Annotated in this window: 12 protein-coding genes; 11 read left to right on the plus strand and 1 reads right to left on the minus strand. The window is 55.3% G+C overall.

What is annotated here, in order from left to right; genetic code table 11:
- Positions 1–236: 236 nt before the first annotated feature.
- The 10 genes from AB1S50_RS17035 (at position 237) to AB1S50_RS17080 (ending at position 18,747) form a co-directional block, all read left to right on the plus strand.
- Positions 237–941 (plus strand): hypothetical protein, encoded by a 705-nt coding sequence (locus tag AB1S50_RS17035; RefSeq protein ID WP_367152259.1) that lies wholly within the window; start codon positions 237–239, stop codon positions 939–941.
- A gap of 49 nt (positions 942–990) precedes the next feature.
- On the plus strand, positions 991–5,811 hold the full coding sequence (locus tag AB1S50_RS17040; RefSeq protein ID WP_367152261.1) for a FlgD immunoglobulin-like domain containing protein: 4,821 nt from the start codon (positions 991–993) through the stop codon (positions 5,809–5,811).
- A gap of 121 nt (positions 5,812–5,932) precedes the next feature.
- On the plus strand, positions 5,933–10,498 hold the full coding sequence (locus AB1S50_RS17045) for a right-handed parallel beta-helix repeat-containing protein (protein ID WP_367152262.1): 4,566 nt from the start codon (positions 5,933–5,935) through the stop codon (positions 10,496–10,498).
- A 30-nt stretch (positions 10,499–10,528) separates the two neighbouring features.
- Positions 10,529–11,404: a TolB family protein gene (locus AB1S50_RS17050; RefSeq protein ID WP_367152263.1), complete on the plus strand. Its 876-nt coding sequence runs from the start codon at positions 10,529–10,531 to the stop codon at positions 11,402–11,404.
- Positions 11,401–12,474, plus strand: a complete 1,074-nt coding sequence (locus AB1S50_RS17055) for a FlgD immunoglobulin-like domain containing protein (protein WP_367152264.1) — start codon at positions 11,401–11,403, stop codon at positions 12,472–12,474. Before AB1S50_RS17050 ends, AB1S50_RS17055 begins: the two co-directional genes overlap by 4 nt.
- A 38-nt stretch (positions 12,475–12,512) precedes the next feature.
- Positions 12,513–12,941, plus strand: coding sequence for a tetratricopeptide repeat protein (locus tag AB1S50_RS17060; RefSeq protein ID WP_367152266.1), 429 nt, complete (start codon positions 12,513–12,515; stop codon positions 12,939–12,941).
- A gap of 79 nt (positions 12,942–13,020) precedes the next feature.
- Positions 13,021–17,364 carry an RHS repeat-associated core domain-containing protein gene (locus AB1S50_RS17065; protein ID WP_367152267.1) on the plus strand — a complete coding sequence of 1,448 codons (4,344 nt, stop codon included), beginning with the start codon at positions 13,021–13,023 and terminating at the stop codon, positions 17,362–17,364.
- A 17-nt stretch (positions 17,365–17,381) separates the two neighbouring features.
- Positions 17,382–17,741 (plus strand): hypothetical protein, encoded by a 360-nt coding sequence (locus AB1S50_RS17070; RefSeq protein WP_367152269.1) that lies wholly within the window; start codon positions 17,382–17,384, stop codon positions 17,739–17,741.
- 99 nt (positions 17,742–17,840) lie between these two features.
- A complete protein-coding gene (locus AB1S50_RS17075) occupies positions 17,841–18,365 on the plus strand; it encodes an RHS repeat-associated core domain-containing protein (protein ID WP_367152274.1) in 525 nt (174 codons plus the stop codon).
- Positions 18,307–18,747, plus strand: coding sequence for an ankyrin repeat domain-containing protein (locus AB1S50_RS17080; protein ID WP_367152271.1), 441 nt, complete (start codon positions 18,307–18,309; stop codon positions 18,745–18,747). The genes AB1S50_RS17075 and AB1S50_RS17080 overlap by 59 nt, the downstream gene beginning before the upstream one ends.
- 79 nt (positions 18,748–18,826) lie before the next feature.
- Here the strand turns inward: AB1S50_RS17080 and AB1S50_RS17085 are convergent, their stop codons facing one another.
- The gene (locus AB1S50_RS17085; protein ID WP_299947438.1) at positions 18,827–19,198 is read right to left on the minus strand and encodes a helix-turn-helix domain-containing protein; all 372 of its coding nucleotides are present in this window, start codon (positions 19,196–19,198) and stop codon (positions 18,827–18,829) included.
- A gap of 101 nt (positions 19,199–19,299) precedes the next feature.
- Here AB1S50_RS17085 and AB1S50_RS17090 point away from each other — a divergent pair.
- Positions 19,300–19,614: CHC2 zinc finger domain-containing protein (locus AB1S50_RS17090; RefSeq protein WP_367152273.1), on the plus strand; the 315-nt coding region annotated here is incomplete at its 3' end.

The raw sequence follows: 19,614 nt of genomic DNA on the forward strand, positions 1-19,614 counted from the left end.
ACGATTCCAACTGCACTGTTGTGAAAAGAGACTCCTGAAAAACATCCATACCGCGCACTGAACCAAAATCCTCTGTGGGTTATCGTTTTCCGTATTGTATCTAACCCAATGTTCTCAGGCGACAAAATCAACAGCCTGCTAGGGTGGATAAGCGAAACGTAGCCACCACTCTCGGGCGCTACAACAATCGGCCACATCAGTCCGAAAAAACAGCAAGAAAAAACCAGGAAGCATCAGTGACACCGTCCACAAGACAGCAAACAATCATATTGACCTTCGTATGCGGCCTGGCTTTCGCTTTTCCCATCGCCGTCTGGCACCTCTCCGCCGGCAACCCTGTTCTGTACTTTACCCGAGAACTCCCACCCGGCCAGCTGCCCTATTTGTTTTCCAAACTTACCGGCCTGCTGGCCTTTTCCTGCTTCTGGGTACAATGCCTGTTGGCACTGGCCAAGGGTGCGCCGGTGCTGCGAAACAGCATGCCCTCTCTTACAACCAAGGGACATATCCGCCTCGGACTGAGCACGCTCGGCCTTGTTCTCGCCCACCTGGGACTCTTCTTTACCGCCGTCAGTCTGCGCACCGGCGCCCCCGCCTGGGGTCTGCTATTGCCGCAATTCAGCCAGGGTTACTACCAGCTCCATGTAAGCCTCGGCCTGGTCGGACTGTGGCTGTTGTTACTGGCCATTTTCGCAGGATGGCAGACCTACCGCGGCAAAAGGGGGTGGCGAAAAGTACATATGGCCTGGTTTGCGGTGTTCGCACTGGTATTTTGGCACGCCTTTGCCATCGGCAGCGAATCCCGCTATGGCGCCATGCGCTATGTATTTCTGCTGATGGTCACCAGTCTGACGGCGATTGCGCTATCCAGGTGGAGTTTTGCACTGCGGGCAAGAAAACAGACCCCACTGGCTGCGCGGAGATCCATTGACCAGGCATAGCAGAAAATTTGAACAAATCGATAATCATCCAGGTTATCCAGGAGACGGCATGTCCAGGCAAAAGATACAGGATGTACAAGATCCGATTGCAGGCGGGATAAACAGCAGGCTCAAAAAGCGTAAAAAACCTACGCCGATGCTGAATCGACAAGTTGTTGCGATAATTTTGCTGTTTTTTGCCCAGATATTTTCCCAAGCCGCCGCCGCTGAAGACATCGTTCTCTACCCGTTGCCCGAAAAGCACTACCAACCCAGTCTCTATGTGACTGGTCTTGCCAGCCTGAGTAGAGAAATCCTGCAGGCCGAAGTGAACGGCGAACTTGTAGCCGAGACCCTCAGCAACGAGACCGGCGACTTTGCGCTAAGAATCCCTTTGCAAGCGGGCGACAACCAGCTGCGTATTATCGGTACTACTGCGCAGTCTGCCATCCATACAATAGGGTATCTGCCAACGGCCGCGGGCTCCGGGATATGGAAGGTTACAGGCACCAGTGAAGCGCCGGATTTTCCATCGCTGGACCCCTTGCCCGCCACCACCTCAGACAATCCCACTACCGTAACAGGCACGGCGCCGCCTGAAACCAGCGTCAGTTTCTTTGTAAATGGACGCTATACCCGCAGTATCGATATCGATGCCAGCGGTGTTTTCTCTACCTGGGTGCCGCTGGAAGACAATGCCAATAGCATTTACGCAATTGCAGAGAATGAAAACGGGCAAAGTCCGGCCTCAAATACGATCAATACGGAATATGGCAACAGTACCCAGAGAGAGTGGAGTGGCACACTTTCAGAAACTTTGGTATGGACGCCAGGGGATGGCACCCCTTATCAGCTAATTGGTAATCTGACTATTGCAGAAGGTGCAACTCTGTGGCTTCAACCTGGTACTCGTGTGGATATAGCCGCAGACTATAAGTTGTTAGTGCAAGGCGAGTTGGTCGTAGCTGGCGACGAAGCCTCCCCGGTTGTCCTCAAACCCACTGCAGCAGCTTGTGACGGTACGAATACCTGGCGCCAGGACTGGCGGGGCATTGAAGTGTTGGCCGCTGCCAGCGCCAGCATTGAATACGCCGAGATCCACTGCGCCTCCAAAGGCGTGCATTTTAATGGTGGAGACGGCGCAATCCGGCATACACGGCTGCTAAACAACCATGCCGCGGTCGAGATGATCGCCACCTCGCCGGAGACTGCTATAGCGCCGGAATTGCTCGCCAATGAAATTCGCGGCGGTTTCTATGGCATCTCAGTGCAACGCAACAGCGCGCCGCTGATTGGCGGCGGCAACGAAATTACCCGCAACTATTACGGTCTGTATGCGACAGGCAACAATAACCAAGCCCAGAACCCCGCTCCAGTGGTGACTGGCAACAGTATTGATGCAAACACCGGTTACAACTATTACGCCAGCAGCTTTGGCAACGCTGCGCTGACGGTACTGGATGCGACCGATAACTGGTGGGGAACAACGAATCCGGCACAGATTGCCGCCAAGATCTACGACTGGAGCGACAGTCCGACTTCGGCGCCGGTAGTGAACTACAGTGGCTACCTGGATGGCGTCGCTGGTGAACCGGTGTATAGCGGAGAATTTCTGAACGGTCCTATCGCCGCGGACACCACCCTAAGCGCCAGCGAATATCAGATACAGGGCAATGTCACGATAGCCCAGGGCACCACCTTAACCATTGATCCCAGTACACAACTGAATATCGCGGTCAATGCCAAACTGCAGGTACAGGGAGCCCTACTGATCGCCGGCAGCGGGGAATCGCCGGTTGTCTTCAAACCCACTGCAGCAGCTTGTGACGGTACGAATACCTGGCGCCAGGACTGGCGGGGCATTGAAGTGTTGGCCGCTGCCAGCGCCAGCATTGAATACGCCGAGATCCACTGCGCCTCCAAAGGCGTGCATTTTAATGGTGGAGACGGCGCAATCCGGCATACACGGCTGCTAAACAACCATGCCGCGGTCGAGATGATCGCCACCTCGCCGGAGACTGCTATAGCGCCGGAATTGCTCGCCAATGAAATTCGCGGCGGTTTCTATGGCATCTCAGTGCAACGCAACAGCGCGCCGCTGATTGGCGGCGGCAACGAAATTACCGGCAACTATTACGGTCTGTATGCGACAGGCAACAATAACCAAGCCCAGAACCCCGCTCCAGTGGTGACTGGCAACAGTATTGATGCAAACACCGGTTACAACTATTACGCCAGCAGCTTTGGCAACGCTGCGCTGACGGTACTGGATGCGACCGATAACTGGTGGGGAACAACGAATCCGGCACAGATTGCCGCCAAGATCTACGACTGGAGCGACAGTCCGACTTCGGCGCCGGTAGTCAACTACAGTGGCTACCTGGATGGCGTCGCTGGTGAACCGGTGTATAGCGGAGAATTTCTGAACGGTCCTATCGCCGCGGACACCACCCTAAGCGCCGGCGAATATCAGATACAGGGCAATGTCACGATAGCCCAGGGCACCACCTTAACCATTGATCCCGCTACACAACTGAATATCGCGGTCAATGCCAAACTGCAGGTACAGGGAGCCCTACTGATCGCCGGCAGCGGGGAATCGCCGGTTGTCTTCAAACCCACTGCAGCAGCTTGTGACGGTACGAATACCCAGCGCCAGGACTGGCGGGGCATTGAAGTGTTGGCCGCTGCCAGCGCCAGCATTGAATACGCCGAGATCCACTGCGCCTCCAAAGGAGTGCATTTTAATGGTGGAGACGGCGCAATCCGGCATACACGGCTGCTAAACAACCATGCCGCGGTCGAGATGATCGCCACCTCGCCGGAGACTGCTATAGCGCCGGAATTGCTCGCCAATGAAATTCGCGGCAGTTTCTTTGGCATCTCTGTGCAACGCAACAGCGCGCCGCTGATTAGCGGCGACAACGAAATTACCGGCAATTATTACGGTCTGTATGCGACAGGCAACAATAACCAAGCGCAGAACCCCGCCCCGGTGGTGACTGGCAACAGTATTTATGCAAACACCAGCCACAACTATAACGCCGGCAGCTTTGGCAACCCTGCACTCGCGGTACTGGATGCGAAAGGTAACTGGTGGGGGAGTGCTGATCCGGCTAAAATTATTATTACGATTTATGACCATAAGAATAGCAGCAGCTCCCCCTTTGTAAATTACGCTAATTACCTGGCTGCCCCTGGAGGCCAGCCAGCCTACGACGGTCAGACTCTCCTCGGCCCGATAAGCGAAGATCTGACCCTCCCTAGCGGCGACCACCGAATGTTGCAAAACATTGTTGTGGAACCTGGGGTAACGCTGACTTTGCAACCCGGTGCCAGCCTGAAGTCCGCACCGGACTTCAAACTGCAAATTGCCGGTAATCTGGTAGCACGGGGTATTACCGGAGAGCGAGTGGAATTTTCCTCCGCCTCGCCAACACCTCAGTCCGGTGACTGGTACGGTATCGAAGTAGTCACCGGTGGCATTGTAGATCTGGACTATGCTCGTATTGAAGGTGCCGTCTACGGCCTCGACTTCAATGGTGGCCAGGGCACGGTGCGCAACTCCCTGTTCCGCTTCAATACCCACGGTATCTATATCCGCGCCAATAGCGATCCGCTGATTACCGATGGCAACGAGATCACCCTGAACGACTATGGGGTTTATATTATCGGCAACGGTGTCCCCAAGGATAACCCTATGCCGGTGATTACCGGCAATAACCTGTACGGCAACAGTAGTTACGATCTCTACACTACCGGCTTTGGCGATCCCCAGTCCGTCACCCTGGATATCACCGGCAACTGGTGGGGTACCGCCGATCCGGCCGCCATCGAAGCGCGAATCTACACGGCCGCCGCTTCTTCGCCCCAAGTGGATTTCAGCAATTACCTGGAGGCGGTGATCGGATTGCCGGCAGTCACCATTAGCGGTGTGAGCCTGCACTCACCGGTACTACATCCCCTCGCCGGAGAGTCGGCCCAGGGTCTATTTACGCTTAACCGGGCAGCCACGGTCACTGTGGAGATTCGCCGGGAGTCCGACAATACGGTGGTGAATCAAGCCAGTGAAAGCCACCCGGCCGCCGGTGACTATCCCCTCCTGTGGGACGGCCGCGACAACCAGGGCACCCTGATGCCCGAGGATCTCTACCGGGTGGTCTTACTGGCCAATGACGGCGTCGATGACTTCGTCTACGACGCGCCCAATCCCAGTGGTGCCGGCAGTGTCTCCGGCGCGGTGCCCAGCCGCTACAACGCCTATGCCAATGACTTTTACAAGATTTCGGTAAATGTGGCGAGTCCGAGCTTGGTGAGTATGCAGGTCACCCCGGATGGCGGCCCGGCTTTCTATGTCTTCAAGGAAGCCTTCTATCCCGAGGGTCAGCACTGGCTCTACTGGGACGGCAGAGATCCCAATGGCGATATTATCGACGTACCAGTCTCCGTCTTCTATCCGGCGCCCCTGCGGGTTAGGCCCACCGCCATTTATGTGGCCGCTGCCGCACCGGATATCACCGGCCCGGGGGCCGCGCCCAATATCGAAGTGAAATCCGATCCCTATCTGGTCAGCCACAGCTATGAACAACTGACTCGTATGGCCTACCGGATCAGCAACGATGCCCACGTCACCTTCAGCCTCCTGCCGCCGGGTATCGTAGATCCGCAGGACCCCTCGGCCATTGTGCTGGTGGATAACGTTCTGCAACAGGCGCAGGATGGAAGTGGCGAACCCATCCAACACGAAGTGGAATGGCGCGGCTACGACCTGGCCGATCCCAATGCGGTGCTGGTGGGAGAGGAAGGCGCCTACACCTTCGCCATACAGGCGCGCTCAGCGGAAACCGGGGAATCCACCCTGTACCGGGGTGTGGTCAATTTGTATCGCTAGACGTTGGCGCCAATAGCCATAAGGGACATTATGAAATTCAAACTGGGGTCGCTTCATCATTCGGTCGGGGTATTTCCCGGTTTCTATCGATGCGTTATGCCAACTTTAAAAGATTAATGGAATGAAGGGTCGATTAAGCGTGGTCAAACGGCAGAGCCCTTTTACCAGAGTTACACAGCGTGCGAAAGCTGGCCTGCTGGCAGTAATCTGGATATCTATTGCAGCGTTTTCCGTAGGCGCCCAGGCAGAAGTCCTGCTTTATCCCGTATCGGAAAGAGTCTATTCACCCGACTTGTATATTAGTGGGCTTTCCGACCAACCCAATGAAGCCATTGATATCGAACTCAATAATTCAACGGTGGTGCAAACCCGGAGCAATGCTACCGGCGAATTTACCGTGATTGTGGCACTGACTGCCGGCGACAACCGTATCCGCGCTTTGAGCGCGATCTCTGCAGACTCCTCCGAATTCCAAAGCATTCAATATGTTCCTGTCAGAGATAAAGGCCAAACCGGGGCGCAAAGGAAGGTTCGCAATGACATAGGGGCCCCGGTACTGGATGCGATAAATGCCCAGAGCGATACCAACCCGGCAACGCTAACTGGCTCTGCGGCGCCGGGCTCAACGGTCAGTTTTTTTGTCAATGGCCGGCTAACAAGAAGTATCGTTGTTGATGAAAGCGGTGTCTTCTCAGCCTGGGTCCCTCTGCAGGATGGTGACAACTCCATCTATGCGATTTCTGCGACGGATGCCTGGCAAACTGTTGCCTCGAACAGTGTGGCTAGCAGCTACACCAATACGCTCGAACGAGAGTGGTCCGGAGATATATCAAACACCCTTGTGTGGACTAAGGGAGATGGCTCTCCCTATATCCTCGAAGGCGATCTGAACGTCCTTGAAAACGTAACCCTCTGGATTCAGCCGGGTGTTGAGATCCTGGTAAATGGTAATTATCGGATGAGTGTTTCCGGTTATTTTAAGGTGACTGGGCTTATCGAGAATCCAGTGCTGTTCAAGCCGACGGCAGCGGACTGCAATGGGATCAATAGCAGTCGATCGGACTGGCCGGGTATTGAAGTGGTTGCAGGGGCCAGCGCAGCTCTGGAACACGCCGAGGTGCACTGTGCGCAGAACGGTATTCACTTTAATGGTGGCGATGGCTCGGTGCGCAATTCCGAGTTTTTAAACAATACCCACGGTATTCGTACAGCGGGCGCTTCCGCCGAGGCCCGTATTGCCCCAGAGATCGCCGGCAATACTATTCGCGGCAGCTGGTCCGCGGTAGTTATCCTTCTCAACAGTGACCCGCAGATTAGCGGTGGTAATGAAATTACCTTAAACGGCCACGGACTCGTTGTCATAGGAGATGGCAGTGCGGCCAATAATCCCCAACCGGTAGCCACCGGCAATAACCTTTACGGCAACACGCACTACAACTTCTATACCAGCGATTTTGGCGACCCCACAAGCACCACCCTGGATGCCACTGGCAACTGGTGGGGCAGTACAGAACCAGGGGTTATCGCCTCTTCCATTTACGACAGAAATGACAGTCCAAGCTCGCCACTGGTGAACTACGGCAGCTATCTCGATAGCTTAAATGGTCAGCCCGTTTATACTGGTCACTCTCTGTCCGGATCGATTGACGAAGATACCGTTTTGCCCGCCGGTCGCCATCTGCTGCTGGAGAACTCAGTGGTAGAGCCCGGAGTCACCCTGACCCTGGAGGCCGGCGCTAGTCTGCTAGCTGGCCCCGATCTAAAACTACAGGTAACGGGCACTCTGGTAGCCCAGGGCACCGCGGACTCGGAAGTGGTCTTTGCCCCGCTCTCAGGGACAACCACCGCTGGGCAATGGTACGGTATTGAAGTGATTGCCGGCGGCAGCGTCGATTTCAACTATGCCCGGGTTGAGGGGGCCCGGTTCGGCCTCGAGTTTAACGGTGGCCAAGGTACTGTTCGCAATTCCCTGTTCCGCCGTAATTCCTACGGCATCTACGTGCGCGCCGGCAGCAACCCCCTGATCAGCTCTGGTAATGAAATTACCTTAAACTCCTTCGGACTCCTTGCCATAGGGGATGGTAGTGCGGCCAATAATCCCCAACCGGTAGTCACCGGCAATAACCTTTACGGCAACTGGCAGTACGACTTCTATACCAGCGATTTTGGCGACCCCGAAAATACCACCCTGGATGCCACTGGTAACTGGTGGGGCAGTACAGAGCTACGGGTTATCGCTTCTTCCATTTACGACAGAAATGATGATTCAAGCTCGCCACTGGTGAACTACGGCAGCTATCTCGATAGCTTTAATGGCCAGCCCGCTGGTTTCTTTCTGTCCGGATCGATTGACGAAGATACCGTTTTGCCCGCCGGTCAACATCTGCTGCTGGAGAGTTCAATGGTAGAGCCCGGAGTCACCCTGACCCTGGAGGCCGGCGCTAGTCTGCTAGCTGACCCCGATCTAAAACTGCAGGTAGCGGGCACTCTGCTAGCCCGGGGCACCGCGGACTCGGAAGTGGTCTTTGCCCCGCTCTCAGGGACAAGCGACCGTGGGCAGTGGTACGGTATTGAAGTGATTGCCGGCGGCAGCGTCGATCTCGACTATGCCCGGGTTGAGGGGGCCCAGTACGGCCTTGAGTTTAACGGTGGCCAAGGTACTGTTCGCAATTCCCTGTTCCGCTTTAATTTCTACGGCATCTGGGTGCGCGCCGGCAGCAACCCCCTGATCAGCGCCGGTAATGAAATTACCTCAAACTCCTACGGACTCCTTGTCGTAGGGGATGGTAGTGCGGCCAATAATCCCCAACCGGTAGTCACCGGCAATAACCTTTACGGCAACACGCAGTACGACTTCTATACCGGCAGTTTTGGCGATCCCGAAAATACCACCCTGAATGCCACTGGTAACTGGTGGGGCAGTACGGAGCTAGGGGCTATCGCCTCTTCCATTTACGACAGAAATGACGATTCAAGCTCGCCACTGGTGAACTACGGCAGCTATCTTGATAGCTTAAATGGCCAGCCCGCTGGTCTCTTTCTATCCGGATCGATTGACGAAGATATCGTTTTACCCGCCGGTCGCCATCTGCTACTGGAGAGTTCAGTGGTAGAGTCCGGAGTCACCCTGACCCTGGAGGCCGGCGCTAGTCTGCTAGCTAGCGCCGATCAAAAACTACAGGTAGCGGGCACTCTGCTAGCCCGGGGCACCGCGGACTCGGAAGTGGTCTTTGCCCCGCTCCCAGGAACAAGCACCCCTGGGCAGTGGTGCGGTATTGAAGTGATTGCCGGCGGCAACGTCGATTTCAACTATGCCCGGGTTGAGGGAGCCCAGTTCGGCCTCGAGTTTAACGGTGGCCAAGGTATTGTTCGCAATTCCCTGTTCCGCTTTAATACCGTCGGTATCTACGTGCGTGCCGGCAGCAACCCCCTGATCGGCGATGGTAATGAAATTACCTTAAACGCCTACGGACTCTTTGTCATAGGGGATGGTAGTGCGGCCAATAATCCCCAACCGGTAGTCACCGGCAATAACCTTTATGGCAACACGGAGTACGACTTCTACACCAGCAACTTTGGCGATCCCGAAAATACCACCCTGGATGCCACTGGTAACTGGTGGGGCACAGTGGATGAGGCGGTAATAGAAACGCAAATCTACACCGCTGCGAGTACTTCACCGCAGGTGGATTTCAGTAATTACTGGGTAGGGGCCTTCGGCCGGACTGTGGTACGTCTCACAGTAGCAAAGTTCTATCCACTGGAAGGGGAGCAGGCGCTGGGCAGTTTCACTCTAAGCAGCGCCGCCAATGTCACCATCGAGATCCGCAGGGATGTTGACAATACGCTCGTTTACCAAGCGGATGGGAGCTATCCCCAGGCCGGTGAGTATCCGATCTTCTGGAATGGGCGTGACAATGAGAGCGCACTGCAGGCCGAGGGTCTGTATTACGTCATGCTGCGCGTCAACAACGGACTCGACAATTTTGTCTACAACGTGCCGCATCCCGGAGGAGAGGGCAGTGTGAGCGGCTCCGTGCCCGGCAATTACAACGCTTATGCCAATGACTTCTATAAGATTTCGGTGAATGTGGCGAGTCCGAGCCTGGTGAGTATGCAGGTCACCCCGGATGGCGAATCTGCCTTCTATGTGTTCGAAGACGTGTTTTATTCCAAGGGCCAGCACTGGCTCTACTGGGATGGGCGTGATCCCAGTGGCCGCATCGTCGAATCCCCCGTTTCTATTTATTACCCAGCGCCAAAGCCGCTGCGCAGCACCGCCATCTACCTAGCGGACAGTGCACCACGCATCAGCGGCGCCGCCGCAGCACCCAGTATCGAAGTGAAATCCGATCCCTATCTGGTCAGCCACAGCTACGAGCAACTGACTCGTATGGCCTACCGGATCAGCAGCGATGCCTACGTCACCTTCAGCCTCCTGCCCCCGGGTATTGTAAATCCGCAGGACCCCTCGGCCATTGTGCTGGTGGATGACGTTCTGCAACAGGCGCAGGACGGAAGTGGCGGCCCCGTCCAGCACGAAGTGGAATGGCGCGGCTACGACCTGGCCGATCCCAATGCGGTGCTGGTGGGAGAGGAAGGCGCCTACACCTTTGCCATCCAAGCCACCTCGCCGCAGGGTGGCGAGAGCGCCCTGTACCGGGGTGTGGTCAATTTATATCGCTAGGCGTCAGCGCCAATAGCCATAAGAGACATCATGAAACACAAAGTCGTATCAACATTGTTATCCACCTTACTGCTGGCCGGGGGCCCCTCTATGGCTGTTGCGGACGACATCGCCTACCTGGGCGTTGCCGACGGCTACTGGGAAGTCTGGCTCACAGACGCCGATAAGCGGCCATCCACACAACTCACCCGCTTCGGCAGTGACGTTTCACGTATTTCCTGGTATCCCGATGGCCGGCACCTGCTGGTCAACCGGCACGATGGCCAGCTCTACCGCCTGGATACCCAAAGCGGAGACACAGAGACCATCGCCGCGCCGATGCCCAATATCCTCGATGCCGTGCTCAGCCCCAAAGGCGACAGCTTCGCCTTTTCCCTGAGCACCTCCGGCAGTATCGACGACAACGATATTTATGTGTTTTATTTCCACAGCCGCAAACTGCACAAACTGACCTCCATGCCGAGGCTTCAGCACGAACCCACCTGGTCCGCGGATGGACAATCCCTCTACTTCCTCTCCGGCGACGGCGGCCAGGCGCACGATATCTGGAAAGTGGACCTCGCCAGCCGCAGTACCGAACAGTTGACCGTCAACGCCCTGTATCACTTTGATTTGGCCGTGCGCAAAGACGGCGCCCTCGCCTATTCCGGCAATCAATCGGGCAATTACGAACTCTGGCTGCGCCAGGCCGACGGCGAGACGCGGCAATTGACACAAAACCCGGCACTGGACGCCCGCCCCGCCTGGTCCCCCGCCGGCGACCAACTGGCCTTTCAATCCACCCGCGATGGCAATATAAACCTCTGGCTGCTGGATATCGCCGCCAATAGCCTAAGTCCCCTGACCAACAGCGAGGAGGGTGCGCGGCAGCCGGTGTGGGCGCCAGTGCAGGAGAGCGGCCAATGAACAGAGCAGTATGGCTACTGACGCTGTCCCTGCTATCCAGCCTGGCGCAGGGCGTTGAAATTACCCGGGTAAGCGCGGAAAAACGCACCTTCAATCCGGCAAACCAGGAAAAAGCCGTTATCCACTTCAACCTCGACCAGGCGGCGCAAGTGACCCTGAACATCTACGACGGCCGGGATCGCCTGGTCAAACAGATCGCCAGTGGCCAACTCGCCGCTGGTGATCAACAGCTGCAGTGGGATGGCAGGGATCTAAAGGGCGTTTTGCTGCCTCCTGAGGCCTACAGCTACACCCTGACCGCGCAAAGCAACGGGGAGGAAGTTACCCACGATCTCACCGATCTGAGCGGAGACGAGGCGCTCGCGGTCAAAGATGTGAGCTGGGACAGGGAGCGGGGCCTTGTGCGTTATTCTCTGCAAAAACCCGCCCGCGTCAGTATCCGCCTGGGCCTCAAAGAAGGCGGTCCCCTGCTGCATACCCTGGTCGACTGGGTCCCCCGCAACAGCGGTGTGCAGACCGAACCCTGGGACGGTTGGGATATTTCCCGTGCCCTGAATATCGGCAAACACCCCAAACTGAATCTGGCCGTCACCGCCTACAGTCTCAGCGACAACACCCTGTTGCTTGGTCCCGGGCCCAGCCAGATAGTCTTTGCCGACCTGCCCGCGGACGATATTCGTAAAAAAACGGTCACTCAGCGGCAAACAAAACGCATGTACTACCACACGGACCAACCGCTGGAGAGCCGGGGAGACTTCGAAACCACGCTGAAACTCGCCACCGATGCGAAGCGGGATAAAGAAGGGCGCTGGGTTGTTTCCGGCAAGGTGCCCATCCGCCTGGACGTGGCGAAGAAAGACCGCGCCCGTCTCCTGGCCCGTCGCTTCGAACCCGTGTTCTTTGTCGACGGCACCTTCGCCTTTGAAAACGAAGTGGGCTTTATCCCCATCACCTGGCAATGGGACAGCAGCACAGTCAACGCGGGAGAGCACTATATCACGGTCAATATCCGCGGCTATGAGGGCAACTTCGGTACCGCCACCCTAAAAGTCTGGGTGGAGCATCAGTGATCGGCGATATAAAACCCGACCAGTAAAGGATTGGAACAATGAAAATACACCTGCTAACAGGCATTATCGCCGCACTATCGCCCCTGGCGCTGTCGGCGGCCGAAAACAATCACCACCAGCGCTTACAGGAACTGGAAAAAATCCGTTCCACAGAGCGCAGCGCCGAACAGCGGCTGGAGCTGGCCCAGCACTACTATCGCGCACGCAAGCTGGAACCCGCCTACCAACAGGCGGACCTGTTTTTGCAGCAGAAGCCCCGCAGTGTCGACGGCTGGTTGATCATAGGCGATATCTGGCGCGAATGGGGCCAGTGGCAACAGGCTCTGGAAGCCTACGACCAGGCGGCCAGGCTGAGCCCCCAGAGAGCGGGAATTTACCTGCGCCGGGGGCAGGCCCTGTCGGAACTGGGAGACGAAAAGGCAGCCGACAAAGCCTACGCCCAATATCGGACCCTGGCCGGGGTGTAAAAAACTCCGGGGCCAGCGCAGCGAGAACCGCCACCACACATAAGCAAACGACAAAAAATACACACCTGCGGGAACGACCATGAACATTCGGGGAATCATCAGCACGGCTTCCACCACCCTGTTGCTAAGCCTGTTACTCAATGCCAATACCAGCGCCCACGACTTCGGCGGCAGCTCCGCCGGTGGCCCCCCTCCCCCGCCGCCGCAAGAGCCTCCCCCACCTTGTCTAGACGCCTGCCAGTGCCGCGGTGGCGGTGGCGGTGGTGCTGGTGGCGGTGGTGCTGGTGGCGGAGGTGCTGGTGGTAGTGGCGATGGCTCCATGGGCGACCCCATATACGCTTTCGATGGCGGTTTTTATTTAAAAGACACCGATCTCGCCATCGGTAGCAACTATCCCATCCGCCTGGTTCACCGCTTCGACAGCCGCTCCCGCTTCGATACCGCCCTCGGCTACGGCTGGGCCTTCGATCTCGACCGCCGCCTGTTCGAATACCCCGACGGCTCGGTACTGCTGCGCACCGGTTGCGGTATGCGCCATACCTTCGTGTTCACCGGCGGCGCCTATGTCACCCCCCGCGATGCCCCCCAGGGCACCCTCAGCGAACACCAGGACGGCAGCTACACCTATGCCTATGCCCTGGGCCGCACCGACCGCTTTGACGCCGACGGGCGTCTGGTGTCGGTGCAAAACCAACGGGGTCAGAGCCACCAACTGATCTACGACGAACGCGGTCGCCTGCCGCTGGTCGGCACCTCGCCCAACAGCATCGACCCGGACAACCCCATGGTCGTGGCCTATCAGCCCCGCTTGACCCGTATTCAGGAGAGAGGCGCCGATGGCGCTCTGAGCGGCGCCGCGCTGGATTTTTACTACAACGAGGAAACCGGCCGCCTCACCCATATTATCGCCAGCGACGGCCGCCGTATCGACTACACCCACGACGACTGGAACGGCGCTACTCGGGGCAATCTGATCCAGGTCAGCGGCCTGGACAACTACCAGCACAACTTAAAATATGAAGACGCCGCCGACGCCCACCGCCTTACCGGCCTGCAAAAAGGACAGGGTGGTGTCTGGGTCACCAACACCTACGACAACGAGGGGCGGGTGGCAAAGCAGGAAGAGGGCCGCAACACCATCGCCCTCTCCTATGTGGAAACCGGCACCACCCAGATCACCGAAACCGTCCGCGATGCCGCGGGAGCGGTGCTCGACAGCCGCAGCAGTACCTTCGTATTCGACGAAGTCGGCTACCTCACCGAGCGCACCGATCCCCTCGGCAACCAGCTGCGCTATATCTACAACGACAGTAAAGACCGCCTGCGCAGCGAAGTCTGGCAAAAGCAGGCCGATGGCAGCCTGGCCCTGCTTACCGCCACCGACTACACCTATAACGACCTGGCGCAAAGAACCAGCGAAAGCGTTACTTTGGAAAGCGGCGAAACCATCAGCACCAGCTGGACCTACGACGGCAGCTGGATCGCCAGCGAAGAAACCGTTTCCAGCAGCGACCCACAAAAAATCTTCCGCACCGAATACGAGTTTGTGCGTGACGCGCAAAACAATCCCGTCAATGTGGCCACCATCAAGCGTAAAAAAGAGGACGGCACCTTTGCCACCACCCGTTTTACCTACTGCAACGGCGAAGCCGACTGCCCGGATTCCGCCCTGTTGCGTACCGCGGATGGCCCCAGAACCGACGTGGGGGACATCACTACCTACCGCTACTACGCCACCACAGACCAGAGCGGCTGTGCCAGCGGTGGTACCTGCCATAGAATCGGTGACCTCAAACAGATCGAAAATGCCCTCGGCCACACCATCGACTACCTGAACTACGATTCAAGCGGTCGCCTCACCAAAGTCCAGGACGAAAACGGCACCATACTCGAGTACAGCTACCATTCTCGAGGCTGGCTGCTGGAACAAACGGTTCTTGGTCCGGATAACCAGAACAGCGAAGACGACGCCGTTACCCGTTACCAGTATGACAACCGGGGCAATCTCACCCGGATCACCGCAGCGGATGACAGCTTCCTGATCTTTACCTATGACGAACGCAACCGCCTGATCCAGATTGAGGATGTCGAAGGCGGCAAGGTCCAGTACACCCTGGATTCCCAAGGCAACCGCCGCAAAGAGGAAATCGTCGATGTTAGCGGCACTCTCAAATCGAGCCTCAGCCGCACCTTCGACCAACTGAACCGCCTTGAGGAAACTCTCGGCGCGCAACAGCAAAGCACTCTCTATCGCTATGACGTTGCTGGCCGATTGATCCAAACCACCGACGCCCTGAGCAGCAACACCCAGCGCGGTTATGATGCCCTGGGTCGCCTGGTTAAAACCATTCGAGACAGCGACGACATTGCCGCCGAAACACGCCTCAGCTACGATGCCGTCGGCAACCTGACCCAGGTCACCGACCCCAACAGCCTGAACACCATCTATAGCTACAACACCTGGAACCAGCTCACTCAACGGGACAGCCCCGACACCGGCATCACCACCTACACCTATGACCCGGCGGGTAATCGCCGCAGCCAGACCGACGCCCGGGGTGTCACCAGCCAATTCACCTACGATGCCCTCAACCGCCCTACCGGCGTTCAGTATCCGGACAGCAGCCTGGACGTCAGCTACCAGTACGACCAGCCCGACAGCGAGACCGGTTGCCAGAACTCAAGCCCGACAGGTCGCCTCACCACCATGACGGATGCCAGCGGCACCACTCGCTACTGTTACGACAACCGCGGCAACCTCACGCAAAAAAACCAGATCACCGGCGGCATCACCCTAACCACCCGTTACCAATACAACCTGGCTGATCAACTGACCGGCATTACCTATCCCAGTGGCAAACAGATAAGCTACGCTCGGGATACTCAGGGCAGAATCGCCGCACTCAGCCTCGATGTGGAAGGGCAGGAACCCGAAGTCCTTATCGCCGATATCGGCTATACCCCCTTCGGTGCGGCTACGCGACTGGACTACGGCAACGGCCACACCCAGGACAGAACCCTGGACCAGGACTACCGGCCAACAGCTATCCAGAGTAGCCTGGCCACCGGCCTCCAGTTACACTTTACCTTGGACGATATGGGCAATATCACCCAGATCGGCAATAGCCCGGGCACAGCCGAGCGCAGCCTCGATTACGACAGCCTGTACCGCCTGACTGAAGTCCATGACGCCCAGGCCCTAAGCCTCTATGGCTACAGCTACGACAAAAGCGGCAACCGCCAAAGCAAAACCACCAGCAACACAACAACAGAGGCCTACAGTTACGCAGCCGACAGCCATCGCCTAAGCGCCATAGATGGCACCAGCCGCAGCTATGATGCCAACGGCAACACCCTGGACACCGGTGGCGGACAGAACTTTATTTACGATGACCGCAATCGCCTGGTGGAAGCCAGGAACGACGACATCACCATGCTGAACAACCAGTACAACGGCATTGATGAACGAGTGGCCAAAATCACGGCAAGCGATACCCGGCTGTTCACCTACAACCCGGCGGGGCAACTGTTGGGCGAATACACCGCCAATGGAGAATTGATCAAAGAATACGTTTGGGCGGATAACCTACCGCTGGCAATACTTGAATCGACAACCCACTACGCCATAGAGGCGGACCACCTGGGTACACCGAGAGCCGTGATTGATACTGCACAGCAAGTAGCCGTCTGGAGCTGGGATCTTCAAGGAGAGCCCTTTGGTACAGCATCACCGGACGAAAATCCGGACGGGGACGGGGTGAACTTTACCATAAACCTGCGTTTCCCGGGGCAGTACTATGATCAGGAGACAGGGCGGTATTACAACTACTACCGCGACTACGACCCAACGATTGGTAGGTATCTCCAATCTGATCCTATAGGATTACAAGGCGGGATTAATACATATAGTTACGTACTGCAACATCCCATTAATTATACTGACCCGCTGGGACTACATACGGCAGTGATAATTAATGGGGCAACAGAAGGAAATCCATTTGGACATACGGCAGTAGCTACTTCTGGTTCGGGTGTGTATAGTTTTGGAAATGCCACTCAATTAGGAAGTAGTGTTACGGGTTATTTGGAGCGGGAAGCCCCGAAAAGAAATACCAATGTTATAGTGATCAACACATCAAAGAAACAGGAAGAGGCGATAAATAAATACCTGGGGACAAGGAGAGACGATTTGCCGCCTTGGATTTTGGGCCTATTTCCCGATCCTACAGATACATGCTCAACGCGGACTAGTGAGGCATTGAATTCGGCAGGTTTGATAGATCCCTACACGTTTGGCCCTTCTTTTCCAACTGATGTTGTGGCTCAGGCAGAATTCTGGAGGCAGCAATTAGGAGGTGTTATTTATGTTGTCCCTAAAGGTGGTGCAGTCCCACCAGAATTGAAAACTTTTGATCCGAATTAATATGGATTTCGGAAGCTATGGTTATCTTTGAAATGATGAAGAAAAGAATATTTTTATCATTAGTCATTGTGTTTATTTTGATTATTGTTTTGGCAATTCTGATTATAAAACTACAAAAGCCGAGCAAGGCGATGCATAAGCTGCCACTCGGTAGCACATACGATGAGCTGATAGCTATTGCGGGGACACCGGATTATGTAACAGATGGCACAGTAGGTGTGGAAATAAAATTTGAAAAATCGGAAACTCAGTTAATACCCGATTGTGTCAAGGAGGCTTGGTATCAATATCCTATTAGCTTTGTTCCTAGCAAGTATTCATTTTGCTTTGATAAAAATGACACGCTAATTCACAAATACCATTGGTCATCTTGGTAATGATAAGGAGCTTTCTGAGGAAAGCCTGAGTAAACGTCCTAAAATTTCAAAATCCCACTAAGTTGATATTTTCTTCGGCAGATCAAGGGAGAGGAAGCCCTGCACTATTACAACTACTATCGGGACTATGATCCGAGTACCGGCAGGTATTTACAGAGTGATCCGATTGGGTTGGACGGGGGAATTAATACCTACGGGTACGCTGAGCAAAACCCTCTTTTTTACACCGATCCACTTGGATTGAACCCTGTTGGAGGGTGTGCCATTGGCTCATTTGCCGGTCCCATTGGTTGTGGTGTGGGTGCTGTGCTAGGTGGGGCTGTTCTCGCTACGGTTGCAGTTATTCCCGGTGATACTCCCACTGACAAAGCAGATAAAGCAAGGGAGAGAAAGGAGTATAGTCGAATTTGTAAAACTCCAATTCCCCCTACTGGAGATCGATGCACAGACGCCAAAAATAACTTGAACCGGCTAAAGCAATGTCTTCAGTTGCGTGAGAATTTCAGTCGCAAATGGTATAGCGATGGCGATGCTGGTCATATGACTGAAATTCAGAATACACGTAATGCAGTTAGGAACCTTGAGAAATGGATTCAAGATAATTGTGATGATCAGTGTGACTAACGGTAAAAATGATAAAGTGGAAGAAATATTACGCGAGTATTCCGCATTGCCAGAGTACAGCGAAATGCCTATCCCAACGGTCAACAAGAAAAGCCTATTTGGGGATTACCCGATCAATATTGCTTCAACTCGTGGGTTAACCGAAGAAATTTCAGTTTTGCTTGACAATGGAGCAGACATTAACGCTAAAGGTGAGCATGGTTATACACCACTACATGATGCTGTAGAGCAAGGACATATGGATGCAGTGAAGTTTTTAGTTAGTCGTGGGGCAAATATCACCATCAAAAACGCCGATGGCGATACGCCAATTGAACTTGCAAAACTGCTAGATGAAACTGAAATTTATCGCTTTCTTGATAATCTTTCAGCATCGTTGTGATTTAAGATAGCCTTGGCTTAAAACAGTTCTGATTTCTGACGGTCAAAGCCCAACTAAGCGTTGGGCTTTTTCGTAGCTGTTACTTGCTTCTAGAAGACCATCGTGCAGTCTCGTATTTAATAATCATCCCCTCCAGCAGTTGCTTGATTACCTGCTTTTCCTCGTCCGGCATCTGCCGAATTGCTTGAAATTGCAGCGCCAGATCGGTCTCTGGCTCCAGTTCTCCCTCCTCAAAAATTAGAGAATCCGTGGTGACACGTAAGGTCTTGGCAATCTTCTTAATGGCCTCTAGTGAAGGCTGGGAGCTACCCGCCTCATAGCGCTTTACCTGAGTCACATGCAGGCCGATGGCATCGGCTAGTGCTTGTTGGGTTAGGCCCTTCTGTTTCCTAAATTCCGCAAGTCGTTTGGCGATGCTCATAAGGTGCAAGAGATAGATTGAAGTTTCCATCACTATAAACCTTGTTATCTCAGAGGTCTTGACAATGGTATCATATAAGATACTAAAATAAAGCACTTGAGACTCTTGACGCTATTTGGAGCATAACAGGTATGGCACGGTTCTCAGATGAGGTCGTCAACCGGATCAAAAACGAGGTGTCATTGGTTCGGCTAGTGGAAAACTGGGGCCTACCCCTCAAGAAGCACGGAAAGGACTACATCGGCCATTGTCCTTTCCATGACGATAAGACGCCGAGTTTTGTGATCAGCCCGGAATCCAATCTGTGGCACTGCCTGGGGGCCTGCGGTGAAGGTGGCAGCGTGATCGACTGGGTAATGAAAACTCAGGGCGTCAGCTTCCGCCATGCGCTGGAGCTACTGCGCAATGACCATCTACCTTTAGCTGCCGATACGCCGGTAAAAAAC

Origin of the sequence: Microbulbifer discodermiae (assembly GCF_040742695.1) — a bacterium.
Lineage (GTDB): Bacteria > Pseudomonadota > Gammaproteobacteria > Pseudomonadales > Cellvibrionaceae > Microbulbifer.